Origin of the sequence: Burkholderia sp. 572, assembly GCF_040545135.1 — a bacterium.
Classification (GTDB): Bacteria; Pseudomonadota; Gammaproteobacteria; order Burkholderiales; family Burkholderiaceae; genus Burkholderia; species Burkholderia cepacia.
This window is the reverse complement of sequence record NZ_JBEPLH010000002.1, coordinates 1-14,022: the sequence shown is the minus strand read 5'-3', so window position 1 is coordinate 14,022 and position 14,022 is coordinate 1. Positions and strand designations below refer to the sequence as shown.

Sequence of the window (14,022 nt, the reverse complement as noted above, 5' to 3'; positions counted from 1 at the left end):
CCCCCGCCCGTCACGCGCCGTTCGCGGCGCGCCACGGCGCGCGGTCGTAGAAGTAGATCCCGTGCGGCGAACGGCCGACGGCGATCGTCTGCACCAGCTTGCGCGACGCCAGGTCGATGATCCCGACCTTCTTCGCGAAGCGGAACGTCACCCACAGCGTCTTCTTGTCGGCGGACAGCTCCATGTCGTCCGGGCCCGGCAGCAGGCCGGTGATGTCGCCGACGTTGGTGAGCGTGTTCTCGTCGATGATGCTGATCGTGTTCGCGACCCGGTTCGTCACCGCGACGTGGGTGCCGTCGGCGAGCGAACGGAAGTTGTGCGCGCCCTTGCCGGTGTAGATCTGCTTGACGACCTTCTGGTTGCGCCAGTCGACCACCGCGACGTAATCCGCGCCCGTCATCCCGACGAGCAGGTACTTGTCGTCCGGCGTGAGCCACAGGCCGGCCGGCACCTTGCCGACCTTCATCTTCCACTTGACCGTCTGCGTCGGCAGGTCGATCGCCGCGATCTCGCCGGACACCTGCAGCGACACGAGCAGCGTCTTGCTGTCCTTCGTGAACGCGAGGTGGCTCGGCATGACTTCGAGCGGCACGCGCTTCACGAGCTTCAGGTCGCGGCCGTCGTAGCCGTAGATGTCGACGCGGTCGAGGCGCAGGCCGGCGGCCGCGAACCACTTGCGGTCGGGCGAGAAACCGAGCTGGTAAGGATCGTCGATCCCTTCGACGGTGCGCTGCAGCTTGCCCGTCTTCGGATCGAGGAACATCAGGCTGTTCGAGACCGAATTTGCAACGATCAGCGACGAATTGTCGGGCGTTGCCATCAGATGGTGCGGTTCCTTGCCGGTCGGCATCGTGCCGACGACCTGACGGGTCTGCTGGTCGATCAGGGAAAGCGTCGCTTCGGCCGAATTGAGGATGATCACGTTATTCGCGTGGGCGGCGGGCGCCAGCACGGCGGCGGCCAGCGCGAGCGTGCGGCCGAGGGAAAGGAAAGTGCGCATGAAGACTCACGTCGTGGAACAACCGTCATTGTAAAACGTTCAACCGGCCCGGCCGGTTGACCTGGGCCGGCATTGCGCCACTTCGACGCACGCGGCGGCGTGCCCGGCCGGGCGGCCCGGCAAGCGCCGCGCGGCCGGCCGGGGCCCGCCGCCGGCGCGGAGCCCGGGAAGCCGATGTTGCGCTAGCGCTGCATCGACTCCCAGACCTTGTGCAGACGCTTGACAGAGACAGGCATCGGCGTGCGCAGTTCCTGCGCGAACAGCGAAATCCGCAATTCCTCGAGCAGCCAGCGGAATTCCGCGAGCCGCGGATCGGCGACGCCGCCGCGCTGCGACACCGCGCGCTGGTACTGCTGGGCGAGCGGCAGCAGGTCGGCCGACTGCTTCGCGTCGCGCGCCGGATCGGCCTTCAGCTTGTCGATCCGCAGCGCGATGCCCTTCAGGTAGCGCGGGAAGTGCGCGAGTTGCGCGTAGGGCGTATCGATCACGAAGCGCTTGCCGACCAGCGCGGCGAGCTGCTGCTGCAGGTCCGCATGCGCCTGCGCGAACGGTTTCGCCTGCGCGAGCTTCTTCACGAGCCCCGCGTATTCGGCCAGGACCTGCCCGACCAGCCGCGCGATTTCCTGCGCGAGCAGGTTCAGGCGGCTTCGGCCCTCGTCACGGCGCGCGTGGAAGCTCGCGTCGTCGTCGGGCAGCGGGTCCTGCAGGCACGCGCGGTCGAGCGCCGTGTCGATCAGCTGGTCGCGCAATTCGTCCTGCGTGCCGAGCGACATGTACTGCATCGCCATCTCGCGCAGGCCCGGCAGGTTCTTCTCGAGGAACTTGATCGGCTCCTTCAGCTGCAGCGCGAACAGCCGCCGCAGGCCGGCCCGGTGGATGCGCGCGGCCTCCTCCGGCGAATCGAACACCTCGACGTCGCAATGCGTGCCGCGATCGACGAGCGCCGGGTAGCCGTACAGCGTCTGGCCGCGCCGGCGGATTTCCAGCAGCTCGGGGAGCTTGCCGAAATTCCACGTCGTCAGGTTCTCGTACAGCGCCGTCGCGCCGGCTTCCGCCGGAGCGGACGTCTGCGGCGCCGCGCCCTTCGCGGGCTTCGGGCCGCGGCCGGGTGCGCCGGCCGGACCAGCCGCCGCCGGCGCCTGGCCGACCGGCTGACCCGCATCGCCCTCCCCGCCAGCCGCGATCGTCGACGCCGCCGCGATCTTCTGGAACTGCTGCTGCGCCTGCGCGCCCAGCTCCTGGCGAAGCTGCGCGAGATTGCGCCCCATCGCGAGCTGGCGGCCGTGCTCGTCGATCACCTTGAAGTTCATGAACAGGTGCGCGGGCAGCGTCTCGAGCTTGAAGTCGGCCGTTTTCATCGCGACCTGCGTCTCGCCGCGCACGTCGGCGATCAGCGCCTCGACGAGGCCGCCCGCGCCGAAGCGCTCGCGGCCCATCCGCTCGACGAAGCCGGCCGCGTACTCGGGCAGCGGCACGCAGTGCCGGCGCAGTTTCTGCGGCAGCGACTTCAGCAGCAACTGCACCTTTTCCTTCAGCATCCCCGGCACGAGCCACTCGCAGCGGCGCGCGTCGACCTGGTTCAGCGCATACAGCGGCACCGCGAGCGTCACGCCGTCGCGCGGCGTGCCCGGCTCGAAGTGATACGTGAGCGCCATCTCGACGCCGGCCATCGTCGCCCGCTTCGGGAACAGCTCGGTCGTCACGCCGGCCGCCTCGTGGCGCATCAGGTCGTCGCGCGACAGGTACAGCAGCCGCTGCTTGTCCTCGGGCCGGCCGCCCTTCTTCACCTCGTCGCGATACCAGCGCTCGAATGCGGCGCCCGTGTGGATGCCCGCCGGAATCGCCTGGTCGTAGTACGCGTAGATCAGCTCGTCGTCGACCAGCACGTCCTGCCGGCGCGACTTGTGCTCGAGCTGCTCGATGTCGGCGAGCAGCTTGCGGTTGTGCGCGAAGAACGGCAGCTTCGTGTCGAATTCGCCTTCGACCAGCGCGCCGCGGATGAACAGCTCGCGCGCCCGCGCCGGATCCTGCTTGCCGAACGCGACGCGCCGGCGGTGGTAGATCGGCAGCCCGTACAGCGTCGCGCGCTCGAACGCGCTGACCTGCGCCGGGCGCTTCTCCCAGTGCGGCTCCGACAGCGATTTCTTCAGCAGGTGCGCGCCGATCTTCTCGACCCACTCCGGCTCGATCTTCGCGAGGCAGCGCGCATACAGCCGGCTCGTCTCGACGAGCTCGGCCGCCATCACCCAGCGGCCGGCCTTCTTCGCGAGTACGGAGCCCGGCCACAGGTAGAACTTGATCCCGCGCGCGCCGAGATAGTGCGGATCGTCATCGGCCTTCAGGCCGAGGTTGCCGAGCAGGCCCGTCAGCAGGGCCAGATGGACCTGTTCGTAAGTCGCCTCGGCTTCGTTGAGCCGCCAGCCGTGCTCGCGCACGACGGTCAGCAGCTGCGAATGGACGTCGCGCCACTCGCGCAGCCGCAGGTGCGACAGGAAGTTCTGCCGGCATGCGTCGACGAGCTGGCGGTTCGACTTCTTGTGCGCGACCGCCTCCTCGAACCACGCCCAGATCTTCAGCCACTGCAGGAACTCGGAACGCTCGTCGGCGAACCGGCGGTGCGCCTGGTCGGCCTGCTCCTGCGCCTCGATCGGGCGGTCGCGCGGGTCCTGCACGGACAGCGCGCTCGCGATGATCAGCACCTCGCGCAGCGACTGCTGGTCGCGCGCGGCGAGAATCATCCGGCCGACGCGCGGGTCGAGCGGCAGCCGCGCGAGTTCGCGGCCGAGCGGCGTCAGCGCGTTGTCGTCGTCGACCGCGCCGAGCTCGTTGAGCAGCTGGTAGCCGTCCGCGATCGCGCGGCCGGGCGGCGGCTCGAGGAACGGGAACGATTCGATCGCCGTCAGGTGCAGCGACTTCATCCGCAGGATCACCGACGCGAGCGACGAGCGCAGGATTTCCGGATCGGTGAAGCGCGCCCGCGCCTGGTAGTCGCTTTCCTCGTACAAGCGGATGCAGACGCCGTCGGCCACGCGGCCGCAGCGGCCCGCGCGCTGGTTCGCGGCGGCCTGCGAGATCGACTCGACCTGCAGCTGCTCGACCTTGTTCCGGTACGAATAGCGCTTCACGCGCGCGAGGCCGGTATCGACGACGTAGCGGATGCCCGGCACCGTCAGCGAGGTTTCGGCCACGTTGGTCGCGAGCACGATGCGGCGCGCGTTCGATGCCTTGAACACCTTGTCCTGGTCCGCTGCCGAGAGCCGCGCGAACAGCGGCAGGATCTCGGTGTGCGGCGGATGGTGCTTGCGCAGCGCCTCGGCCGCCTCGCGGATCTCGCGCTCGCCGGGCAGGAACACCAGCACGTCGCCGGGGCCTTCGCGGCACAGTTCGTCGACCGCGTCGACGATCGCATCCATCAGGTCGCGCTCGGCCTCGCGCGCGGTCTTCACGCGATCGCGGCCGCCCGTGCCTTCGGCATTTTTCACGGCCGGGCGATCCTCGGCCACCGGCCGGTAGCGCATCTCGACCGGATACAGCCGCCCGCTCACCTCGATCACGGGCGCGGGACGCTCGTCGGTGCCGAAATGGCGCGCGAAGCGGTCGGCGTCGATCGTCGCGGACGTGACGATCAGCTTCAGGTCCGGCCGCCTCGGCAGGATTTCCTTCAGGTAGCCGAGCAGGAAGTCGATGTTCAGGCTGCGCTCGTGCGCCTCGTCGATGATCAGCGTGTCGTACGCCTTCAGCAGCGGATCGGTCTGCGTCTCGGCGAGCAGGATCCCGTCCGTCATCAGCTTGACGGACGCGCCCGGCGCGAGATTGTCGGTGAAGCGCACCTTGTAGCCGACCACCTCGCCGAACGGCGTGCCGAGTTCCTCGGCGATCCGCCGGCCGGTCGACGACGCGGCGAGCCGCCGCGGCTGCGTATGGCCGATCAGGCCCGTGCCGCCGGCGCCGAGGCCGCGGCCGAGATCGAGACAGATCTTCGGCAGCTGCGTGGTCTTGCCCGAGCCGGTTTCGCCGCAGACGATGACAACCTGATGACCGGCGATCGCGCGTGCGATTTCGTCGCGCTTGCCCGACACGGGCAGGCTTTCGGGGTACGTGATCGGCGGGACGGGATTCGGCGCGACGACGGCGCGCGGCGGCCGCTCGCGGCGCGGGGAACGCTCGCCCGTTGCCTGGGGTGCGCCCTTCGCGGCGGACTGGCGCGCATCGCCGCGCCGTTCGTCACCGCGCGGCCCGCGCGGCGCGTCTGCCGGTTTGCCCGCCTGCTTTTCCTGCTGCTGGCGCGCTGGCTGGCCCTGCTGCTCGCGTGCGTCGGCCGCACCATCCGGGTGCCGGGCCGACGGCGTATTGGCCCGCGTCGGCGCGGGACTTTTAGAAACATTCGACATGGGGGCGCATTATAATCCCGCCCATGAATTCCCAAACCGACCTCCCCCCCGCCCAGACCGGCGCCGCGACGCCGCCGGCCGCCGACGATTCGGCCGCCAGTCACGCGCAGTTCGTCGACTGGATGCGCTCCGTCGCGCCCTATATCCACAAGTTCCGCAACAGCACGTTCGTCGTGGGGTTCGGCGGCGAGGTGGTGCAGCAGGGGCTCCTGAACGCGCTCGTGTCCGACATCGCGCTGCTGCAGGCGATGGGTATCCAGATCGTGCTGGTGCACGGTTCGCGCCCGCAGGTCGAGGAGCAGCTGAGCCTGCACGGTGTCGAATCCGAGTTTTCGCACGGCCTGCGCATCACCGATGCGCGCGCGCTCGAATCCGCGAAGGAAGCGGCCGGCGAAGTGCGTCTCGACATCGAGGCCGCGATCAGCCAGGGTCTGCCGAACTCGCCGATGGCGCACGCGCACATCAGCGTCGTGTCGGGCAACTTCGTGACCGCGCGGCCGGTGGGGATTCTCGACGGGGTCGATTTCGCGCATACGGGCATCGTGCGCAAGATCGACGCCGAGTCGATCCGTCATTCTCTCGCGAGCCGCAAGCTCGTGCTGCTGTCGCCGCTCGGCTTCTCGCCGACCGGCGAAGCGTTCAACCTGTCGATGGAAGACGTCGCGTCGGCCGCCGCGATCGCACTGCGCGCCGACAAGATCATCTTCCTGACCGAAGCGCCCGGCATCGTCGACGACGAAGGCGGGCTGGTGCGCGAAATGTCGCTCGACGCGGCCGCCGAGCTGCTCGATTCCGGCAACGTCCAGGGCGACGACGCGTTCTTCCTGAAGCACTCGATCCGCGCATGCCGCGGCGGCGTGACCCGGGCCCACCTGATCCCGCAGTCGCTCGACGGCAGCATGCTGCTCGAACTGTTCCTGCACGACGGCGTCGGCACGATGATCTCGTACGAGAACCTCGAGAGCCTGCGCGAAGCGACGCCGGACGACGTCGGCGGCATCCTGTCGCTGATCGAGCCGCTCGAGTCGGACGGCACGCTGGTGCGCCGCGGCCGCCACCAGATCGAACGCGACATCGACCACTTCTCGGTGATCGAGCACGATGGCGTGCTGTTCGGCTGCGCGGCGCTGTATCCGTACCAGCAGGAGAAGATCGGCGAGATGGCGTGCCTGACGGTCGCGCCGGAAGCGCAGGGCTCGGGCGACGGCGAACGCCTGCTCAAGCGCATCGAGCAGCGTGCCCGCGCGCGCGGCCTCACGCACATCTTCGTGCTCACGACGCGCACCGAGCACTGGTTCCTCAAGCGCGGCTTCGTCAAGGTCAGCGTCGACGACCTCCCCGAAGACCGCCGCAAACTCTATAACTGGCAGCGCAAGTCGCTCGTGCTGATGAAGCAGCTCTGAGCGCAGGCACGACTGCCCTCCCCCCAGTTCGATTACAGGAGAAGTACACGATGGCTCGAATGATTCAATGCGCGAAGCTCGGCAAGGAAGCCGAAGGCCTCGATTTCCCGCCGCTGCCGGGCGAACTCGGCAAGCGCATTTACGAGAGCGTCTCGAAGGAAGCGTGGCAGGGCTGGCTCAAGCAGCAGACGATGCTGATCAACGAGAACCGCCTGAACATGGCCGACCCGCGCGCGCGCCAGTACCTGATGAAGCAGACCGAGAAGTACTTCTTCGGCGACGGCGCGGACCAGGCGTCCGGCTACGTGCCGCCGACGGAAGGCTGATGATGCGATGCGCGCGGCCGGCAGCCTGCCGGCCGCGTGCTCCGGGAAAAACGGCACCGTGTTTCGCACGGTGCCGTTTTCTTTTGGCGACATCCGCTCGGGGCGTTCCCGCCTCCCGCGCGGCGGCATGGCGTGCCGCTCAGCCGGCCGGCTTCAAAGCACCGCCGTCGCCCGGCTGCGCGCTCCCGTCGGCCGCGGGTGCCGTGCTGCCGCCTTCGGTGCCCCATTCGGCCGCATCGCTGCGCTCGGCCGTCGATAGTTCGTCCGCGCGATACCCGGTGCGATTCAGCAGCGCGAGCATGCAGACGAGCGACACGAGCGCGTAAAGCCCCGACGCGACCGCGACGCCGACGATGCTGCCGGTCGTGTTGAGGATCGCCTGCGCGAGCACGGGCGTGCCGCCGCCGACGACGAGCGCGCTCAGCTGATACGCGAGCGACAGGCCCGTGTAGCGGATGTTCGCCGGGAACACCCGCGCCAGCACGCCGCCGACCGCGCCGTAGAACATCGCCGACGGAATCGTCGAGATGCACATGCCCGCGACGGCGACCCAATACGAACGCGTCGCGAGCGCATGGAACATCACCGGCATCAGCGCGATTTCCGGAATCAGGATCCAGCACATCGCGCGGCGCATGTCGACCTTCGACACGAACCACGCGCCGACCGGCTGCATCAGGAACTGCACGACGAGCGAGATCGACAGGATGCCGAGAAACGTGCCCTGTGCGTAGCCGAGTTCCTTCGTCGCCCACGACAGCGCGAACGTGCTGCGGAAGTACGTGACGTTGATCACCGGCAGCGTGCCGGCCGCGAGCAGCACGACGACCCAGTGATCGCGCACGACGTCGCGCAGCGGCAGCTTCACGGTGCGCTTGCGCGCGAGCACGCGCTGCATGTCGGCCGACTCCTCGAGCCTCAGCCGGATCACCATGCCGATGATCACCAGCACGGCCGACAGCAGGAACGGAATGCGCCAGCCCCACATCAGGAACGACGGTGTCGGCAACGTGCTCAGCGCGAAGAAGGCGGCGGTGGCGAGCAGGTTGCCGGTGGGCGAACCCTGCTGCGCGAACGCCGCGTACAGGATGCTGCGATGCTTCGGCGCGTTCTCGCTCGCGATCAGCACCGCGCCGCCCCACTCGCCGCCGACCGCGATGCCCTGCAGCACGCGCAGCGCGACGAGGCCGGCCGGCGCCCATACACCGATCCGCGCATAACCGGGCAGCAGGCCGATGCCGGTCGTCGCGAGCCCCATCATCACCAGCGTGATCACGAGCGCGGTCTTGCGGCCGACACGATCGCCGAGATGCCCGAACACGATGCCGCCGAGCGGCCGCGCGGCGAAGCCGGCCCAGAACGTGACGAACGCAAGCAGCGTCGCGACGCCGGGATCCATCCTGCTCGAAAAGAACACCTTGCCGAACACGAGCGCCGCGGCGGTGCCGTAAATGTAGAAGTCGTACCACTCGATCGTGGTGCCGACGAACGCCGCGAAGGCGGCGCGGCCGGGCCGCGGCTGCGGCGCGGCGGACGGGGATGGCTGACGGCTCATCGATGTCTCCATGTTTGTGTTTCCGGGGCGCGACTGCCGCGCGCCTTTCCCGGGTGGCCGGCATGGCGCCGCCGGCCGGCGGCGTCGTGTCAGCCGGGGGCTTCCCTCAGCACGCCGGCGTCGAGCAATTGCTGCTGGAGCGCGGGATCGACGCCGAGGCGATCGAGCACCGCGCGCGTGTCGCCGCCCAGCGCGGGCGGCGGCGAACGATAGGTAGCCGGCGTGCGCGACAGCTTCACCGGCGACGCGGTGCCGCGATACGCGCCGATCTCGACGAACAGGTTCCGGTGCAGCGCATGCGGATCGTGCGCGACGTCGGCCACCGTTCGCACCGGCCCGCACGGCACGCCGGCCGCCATCAGGTCGCGCGCGAGCGGCTCGCATGCGTGCGCGGCGAGCCGCGCTTCCAGTTCGGCCTTCAGCTCGGGACGGTGCGCGCAGCGGTTGCGGTTGTCGACGAAACGTGGATCGCCCGCGAGCGCCGGCACGCCGAGATGCGCGACGAGCCGCGCGAACTGCCGGTCGTTGCCGATCGCGAGGAAGATCGGCACGGTCGCCGTGCGGTAGCTGTCGTATGGCGCGATGTTCGGATGCGCGTTGCCGCTGCGCGCCGGCACGCGCCCCGAACCGAAGAAGTTCGGCAGATGCGGATGCAGCAGCGACACGCCGCAGTCGTACAGCGCGATGTCGATCGACTGTCCGCGCCCGCTCTTCTCGCGCTCCGCGAGCGCCAGCAGGATGCCCGCGAGCGCATTGAGGCCCGTGACCATGTCGACGATCGGCAGACCGATGCGCGTCGCGTCGCCGTCGCGCTCGCCGTTGACGCTCATCAGCCCCGCCATCGCCTGGATCACCGCGTCGTAGCCGGGCAGCCCGCCGAGCGGGCCCGCTTCGCCGAAACCCGTCACCGCGCAGTGGATCAGGCGCGGGAAGCGCGGCTGCAGGTCGCGCGCGTAATCCATCCCCCAGCGCGCGAGCGTGCCGGGCTTGAAGTTCTCGACGAGCACATCGGCCTCTTCGAGCAGGCGCCACAGGATCGCGCGCCCCTCGTCGCGCGACAGGTCGAGCGCGAGCCCTTCCTTGTTGCGGTTCACGCCCATGAAGTACCACGCGGTGTCGCCGAGGAACGGCGGCCCCCAGCCGCGCGTCTCGTCGCCGTCCGGCGGCTCGATCTTGACCACCGTCGCCCCGTGGTCGGCGAGTGCCTGCGTGCAGTACGGGCCGCCGAGCACGCGGCTCAGGTCGACGACCTTCAGGCCGTCCAGTGCGCCACGCGAGGCGGTCATCGTTCGACCTCCGGCAGCAGGTCGAGCGCGGTATCGAGCGCGATGGGCGTGCCGCGCAGCAGCGCAGTGCAGGCGGCGGATTCGTCGTCGCGCGATGCCGGCGCAAGCGGGTCGACCGGCAGCAGCTTGTGGCGCACGACCAGGTGCGCGAGCGCGAGACGCCGGAAATCCGGCGCGAGCCGCGCGCCCTCGCACGCCATCAGCACGGCCGCGCTTGCGTAGTACAGCGCGGACGCGGCCTGCCGCACGCGTGCGTCGTCGCCTTCCGCCGCGACCCGCGCAAGCGCGTCGCAGGCGCGCGCGAGGATGCGCTGCAGCGCCGCGCGGCTCGCGTCGGGCAGCGGCGCCGCGCCGAGGCGGTCGCCGAGAAAGGTACGCAGCGCGTCGAGCGCCTGCTCGCGCTGCGCGGCCCGCGCGACGTCGAGCGCGACGATGTTGCTCGTGCCTTCCCAGATCGAGCCGAGATGCGCATCGCGCACGAGGCGCGCATCGCTCCATTCCTCGATGTAGCCGGTGCCGCCGCGCACTTCCATCGCATCGCCCGTCACGCGCCGCGCATCGCGGCACGCGCGGAACTTGATCAGCGGCGTCAGGATCCGCACGCAGCGCGCGGCCTGCTCGTCGCCGGCATCGGCCTGCGGCAGCAGCAGCGCGATCTGCATGAACATCGCGCGCGCGGCCTCGGCCGGCAGCAGCATCTTCAGCAACTGGCGCTGCATCAGCGGCATCTCGATCAGCTTGCGGCCGAACGCCTCGCGGTGCGCGGCGACGTGCAGCGCCTCGTTCAGCGCGCGCCGCATCAGCCCCGCCGCGCGCACGCCGTTCGACAGCCGCGACATGTTGATCATGTCGGCCATCTGGTGGAAACCGCGGCCGATCTCGCCGATCAGGAACGCCTGCGCGCCTTCGAGCGCGATCTCGCCGCTCGCCATCGACCGGCTGCCGAGCTTGTCCTTCAGGCGCACGATCCGGTAGCGATTGCGCGTGCCGTCCGGCAGCGTCTTCGGCAGCAGGAACAGCGCGAGGCCCTTGATGCCGTCCGGCGCGCCGTCGGGCCGCGCGAGCACCATCGCGAGATCGGCATCCGCGTTCGAGCAGAACCACTTGTCGCCGGTCAGGCGCCAGACGGTCTCGCCATGCGCGTCCGTCTCGCGCGTCGCCCGCGTGGCGATCCGGCCGACGTCGGAACCCGCCGCCTGCTCGGTCATGAACATCGCGCCCTGGTACAGCGTGTCGAAGTCGCGCGACGCGAGCCTCGGCAGGTAGCGCGCGACGAGCGCCGGATCGCCGAAGCGGCGCAGCGTACGCGTCAGCGAATCGGTCATGCTGACCGGGCAGCACAGCCCGAATTCGGCCTGCACGAACAGGAACGTCAGCGCGTACTTGACGAGCGGCGCAACGGATTCCGCCCCGTGGCTCAGCGACGCGAGGCCGAGCTCGGCATACGCAACACGTTCGAGCGCGACATACGCGGGATCCTTGTCGATCCGCTGCACGGCCTCGCCGCGCCGGTTGCGGTGTTCGAGCACGGGCGGGTGCTTGTCCGCGCGCGACGCCCATTCGTCGAGTTCGCCCGACACGCGTGCGCCGAGCGCGCGCAGCCGAGGCTCCAGTTCGGCATAGTGCGCGTCGCCGAGATGCAGCTTCAGCAACGCGCCGAGATCGGGATCGGCCGTGAAGAAATCGAGGCCCCGGCTGTCGGGGATGTTGGATGCGCCGGCGTCCGGCGTGCGAGCGGTGTCGTTCATGCGTGCGTCTCCTGGGTTGCCTGCACATCGGCCGGCGGGGGGGCGCCGCGGCGCCCGGCCAGTCCCGTGCGAAGCCTTCCGCAGAGCGTAGGCGCGCGATCGATAAGCGTCCAATACAGGATTTGTCCGGTACGATAGATGTCGCTTATCGATGCCGACGCCGCGAGGAGACACCATGGAACTGAGGCAGTTGCGCTACTTCGTGGCGGTCGCCGAGGAACTGCATTTCGGGCGCGCGGCAAAGCGCCTGTTCATCTCGCAGCCGGCGCTGAGTTTCGATATCCGCAAGTTCGAGGACGCGCTCGGCGTCCAGCTGTTCTCGCGCACCAACAAGACCGTCGCGCTGACCAACGCGGGCGAGGTGCTGCTCGGCGAAGCGCGCCGGCTGCTGCTGCAGGCGGCCGAGGCCGAACGCCTGACGGTGCGCTCCGCGTCGGGCCTCGCGGGCCGGCTGCGGATCGGCTTCGTTCATTCGATGCTGTATCGCGGGCTGCCCGATGCGGTGCGGCGTTTCGAGGCCGACTACCCGGGCGTCGAGGTCGTGCTGAGCGAGATGAACACGCAGGCGCAGGTGCAGGCGATCCAGCGCGGCCAGATCGATCTCGGCTACGCGCACTGGGGCCACTTCCCGCCCGAGGTCGAATCGGTACCGGTCTATGCGGAACCGTTCGTGTGCTGCCTGCCGGCCGCACATCCGCTCGCGCGGCGCAGGCAGGTCGCGCTTGCCGCGCTGGCCGCGGAACCGTTCATCCTGTTCCCGCGCGAAGCGGCGCCGCACTATCACGACCTGATCATCGCGCAATGCGTGAACGCCGGCTTCAGCCCGCTGATCCGCCACGAAGCGCGGCTGTGGCAGACGATCCTGTCGATGATCGAGTTCGAGATGGGCGTCGCGCTGGTGCCGCGCGTGCTGCAGCAGGCGAAGAGCGACCGGCTCGCGTTCCGGCCGCTGAAGGATGCGTCGCTCGAATCGCGCACGCTCGCGCTGAAGCGCAGCGGCACCGCCGAGCCGGTTGCGCTGCGCTTCGCCGACTACGTGCGCGCGTCGATCGACGCACTGCCCGCGCTCGCGGGCTGAGTGCACGGCTCGCGAACCGGTGCTTGCGGCTATTTAAAAAAAATTGCAGAAAGGGCTTTACGAACCCCAAAAGCTCTGACATAATTTGATTCTTCTTTGGGCGGTTAGCTCAGCGGTAGAGCACTGCCTTCACACGGCAGGGGTCACTGGTTCGATCCCAGTACCGCCCACCAAAGAATTCAAGGGCCTGCGTCTCACGACGCAGGCCCTTTTCGTTTTGGCGTCGCGCGCATCGTCGAATTCGACCTGCAGCGCTACGCGTACGCGTCATCACGGCGAGCACGACGACGGCTCACGCGGAACGCCCCACCCGCTGCGCCGTCGCATCGAACGCCCGTTTCGCCTTGTCGACGATCTCGTCGACCTCCGCCTCGCGAATCACGAGCGGCGGCGACAGCAGCATCCGGTCGCCGGTCGCGCGCATGATCAGGTTGCCGTTGAAGCAGAAGTCGCGGCAGATCGTCCCGATATCGACGTTCGCACCGAACCGCTCGCGCCGGTTCCGGTCGCGCGCAAGCTGCACGCCTGCCACGAGCCCCGCTCCCGAAATCTCCCCGACGATCGGATGGTCGCCCAGCGCATCGCGCAGCCGGCGCTGGAAGTATGGCCCGATGTCGTTCTTCACGCGCTCGACGATCCCTTCGTCGCGCAGCAGCTTCAGGTTCGCGACCGCGACGGCTGCCGCCACCGGGTGGCCCGAGTACGTGAGGCCGTGGTTGAATTCGCCGTTGTCGATGATCGGCCGCGCCACGCGCTCGTGAATGCCGACAGCGCCCATCGGCACGTAGCCCGACGTGAGGCCCTTGGCCATCGTGATCAGGTCCGGCTCGAAGCCGAAGTGCTGGTGCGCGAACCATTCGCCGGTGCGCCCGAAGCCGCCGATCACTTCGTCCGCAACGAGCAGGATGTCGTACTTGCGGCAGATCCGCTGGATTTCCGGCCAGTACGTCGACGGCGGGAAGATCACGCCGCCCGCGCCCTGGAACGGCTCGCCGATGAACGCCGCGACGTTTTCCGCGCCGAGTTCGAGGATCTTCGCCTCGAGCTGCTGCGCGCGGGCCAGGCCGAACGCTTCCGGCGTTTCGCCGGCCGCCGCCTCGCCGAAGAAATACGGCTGGTCGATGTGCACGATGTGCTCGACCTTCGACGGCATCTGCTCGTGCATGTAGCCCATCCCGCCGAGCGTGCCGCCCGCGATCGTCGAGCCGTGGTAGCCGTTCTTGCGCGAGATCACG

Annotated in this window: 9 protein-coding genes and 1 tRNA gene; 4 read left to right on the top strand and 6 right to left on the bottom strand. The window is 69.2% G+C overall.

The features are described 5' to 3' along the window. Positions 1–10: 10 nt before the first annotated feature. Both ABIC51_RS03625 and hrpA read right to left on the bottom strand, forming a co-directional pair. On the bottom strand, positions 11–1,000 hold the full coding sequence (locus ABIC51_RS03625; RefSeq protein ID WP_027786950.1) for a YVTN family beta-propeller repeat protein: 990 nt from the start codon (positions 998–1,000) through the stop codon (positions 11–13). Positions 1,001–1,182: 182 nt separating this feature from the next. Next, positions 1,183–5,391 (bottom strand): ATP-dependent RNA helicase HrpA, encoded by a 4,209-nt coding sequence (gene hrpA, locus ABIC51_RS03620; RefSeq protein WP_175898721.1) that lies wholly within the window; start codon positions 5,389–5,391, stop codon positions 1,183–1,185. A 23-nt stretch (positions 5,392–5,414) separates the two neighbouring features. On the opposite strand from hrpA, the gene argA reads away from it, so the two are divergent. Continuing rightward, entirely contained in the window at positions 5,415–6,794 is a 1,380-nt protein-coding gene (gene argA / locus ABIC51_RS03615) for an amino-acid N-acetyltransferase (protein ID WP_027786948.1), read from the top strand. A gap of 50 nt (positions 6,795–6,844) precedes the next feature. Next, complete coding sequence (locus tag ABIC51_RS03610) at positions 6,845–7,120, top strand: oxidative damage protection protein (protein WP_006478357.1); 276 nt, start codon at positions 6,845–6,847, stop codon at positions 7,118–7,120. Between the two features lie 139 nt (positions 7,121–7,259). Here ABIC51_RS03610 and ABIC51_RS03605 read toward each other — a convergent pair whose 3' ends face one another. From ABIC51_RS03605 to ABIC51_RS03595, 3 genes are all read right to left on the bottom strand, one after another. Further along, positions 7,260–8,675: an MFS transporter gene (locus tag ABIC51_RS03605; RefSeq protein WP_175898719.1), complete on the bottom strand. Its 1,416-nt coding sequence runs from the start codon at positions 8,673–8,675 to the stop codon at positions 7,260–7,262. 89 nt (positions 8,676–8,764) lie between these two features. Continuing rightward, positions 8,765–9,961, bottom strand: a complete 1,197-nt coding sequence (locus ABIC51_RS03600; protein WP_175861528.1) for a CaiB/BaiF CoA transferase family protein — start codon at positions 9,959–9,961, stop codon at positions 8,765–8,767. Then, the gene (locus ABIC51_RS03595) at positions 9,958–11,709 is read right to left on the bottom strand and encodes an acyl-CoA dehydrogenase family protein (RefSeq protein ID WP_175898717.1); all 1,752 of its coding nucleotides are present in this window, start codon (positions 11,707–11,709) and stop codon (positions 9,958–9,960) included. Before ABIC51_RS03595 ends, ABIC51_RS03600 begins: the two co-directional genes overlap by 4 nt. 175 nt (positions 11,710–11,884) lie before the next feature. Here ABIC51_RS03595 and ABIC51_RS03590 point away from each other — a divergent pair, with 175 nt between their 5' ends. Next, positions 11,885–12,787, top strand: coding sequence for a LysR family transcriptional regulator (locus ABIC51_RS03590; RefSeq protein WP_175898715.1), 903 nt, complete (start codon positions 11,885–11,887; stop codon positions 12,785–12,787). 98 nt (positions 12,788–12,885) lie between these two features. Continuing rightward, a tRNA-Val gene (locus ABIC51_RS03585) sits at positions 12,886–12,960 on the top strand. A gap of 119 nt (positions 12,961–13,079) precedes the next feature. On the opposite strand, the gene ABIC51_RS03580 is transcribed toward ABIC51_RS03585, so the two are convergent. After that, the coding region (locus ABIC51_RS03580) for an aminotransferase (protein ID WP_354006362.1) at positions 13,080–14,022 on the bottom strand (943 nt) is incomplete at its 5' end.

Bases quoted from the DNA above. Each gene is read 5' to 3' on its own strand.
- argA (WP_027786948.1), top strand. From the start codon at position 5,415: ATGAATTCCCAAACCGACCTCCCCCCCGCCCAGACCGGCGCCGCGACG.
- hrpA (WP_175898721.1), bottom strand. From the start codon at position 5,391: ATGTCGAATGTTTCTAAAAGTCCCGCGCCGACGCGGGCCAATACGCCG.
- ABIC51_RS03595 (WP_175898717.1), bottom strand. From the start codon at position 11,709: ATGAACGACACCGCTCGCACGCCGGACGCCGGCGCATCCAACATCCCC.
- ABIC51_RS03610 (WP_006478357.1), top strand. From the start codon at position 6,845: ATGGCTCGAATGATTCAATGCGCGAAGCTCGGCAAGGAAGCCGAAGGC.
- ABIC51_RS03625 (WP_027786950.1), bottom strand. From the start codon at position 1,000: ATGCGCACTTTCCTTTCCCTCGGCCGCACGCTCGCGCTGGCCGCCGCC.
- ABIC51_RS03605 (WP_175898719.1), bottom strand. From the start codon at position 8,675: ATGAGCCGTCAGCCATCCCCGTCCGCCGCGCCGCAGCCGCGGCCCGGC.
- ABIC51_RS03590 (WP_175898715.1), top strand. From the start codon at position 11,885: ATGGAACTGAGGCAGTTGCGCTACTTCGTGGCGGTCGCCGAGGAACTG.
- ABIC51_RS03600 (WP_175861528.1), bottom strand. From the start codon at position 9,961: ATGACCGCCTCGCGTGGCGCACTGGACGGCCTGAAGGTCGTCGACCTG.